The sequence below is a fragment of the Tsukamurella conjunctivitidis genome, from assembly GCF_007858475.1.
GTDB lineage: Bacteria > Actinomycetota > Actinomycetes > Mycobacteriales > Mycobacteriaceae > Tsukamurella > Tsukamurella conjunctivitidis.
This window is the reverse complement of the sequence record NZ_VIGX01000307.1, coordinates 1-520: the sequence shown is the minus strand read 5'-3', so window position 1 is coordinate 520 and position 520 is coordinate 1. Positions and strand designations below refer to the sequence as shown.

Genomic DNA, 520 nt, shown 5'->3' with positions numbered 1-520 from the left:
GCGTGACTCCCACGACCACCCCCGCCACTGTCGCCATCGTCGGGGGACATGGACATGTCGCTCTGCTGCTCACCCGCCTGCTGGCCGCAGCGGGCTCGCGTGTGCTCGGCATCGTGCGCAATCCCGCCCAGGGATCCGACATCGAGGCCGTCGGGGGGATTCCGGTGCACCTGGACATCGAAGTGGCCGGCGCCGAGCAGTTGGGGGAGGCGATCCGGGAGGCTGACGCCCTGGTCTTCGCAGCCGGTGCGGGGCCAGGATCGGGTCCAGTCCGCAAGCTCACTGTCGACCTGGGCGGGTCGGTCCTGGCCCAGCGTGCAGCCGACATGGTCGGGGTGCGCAGGTTCCTGCAGCTCTCGGCCATGGTGGACCGCGATCCGGGCCCCGAGGCGGATGAGTCGTGGCGTGCCTACGTGCAGGCCAAGCGCGAGGCCGATGCGGACCTGCGTGCGACCTCCCTGGACTGGACAATTCTGCGTCCCGGCCCCCTGTCCTTCGGGTCTCCCACCGGATGCGTGCG

1 protein-coding gene is annotated in these 520 nt (G+C 70.8%); it reads left to right on the top strand.

Translation table 11 applies throughout. The features are described from left to right. Positions 1 to 520, top strand: a 520-nt coding sequence (locus FK530_RS25515) for an NAD(P)H-binding protein (RefSeq protein ID WP_158645214.1), incomplete at both ends; no start/stop codon positions are given.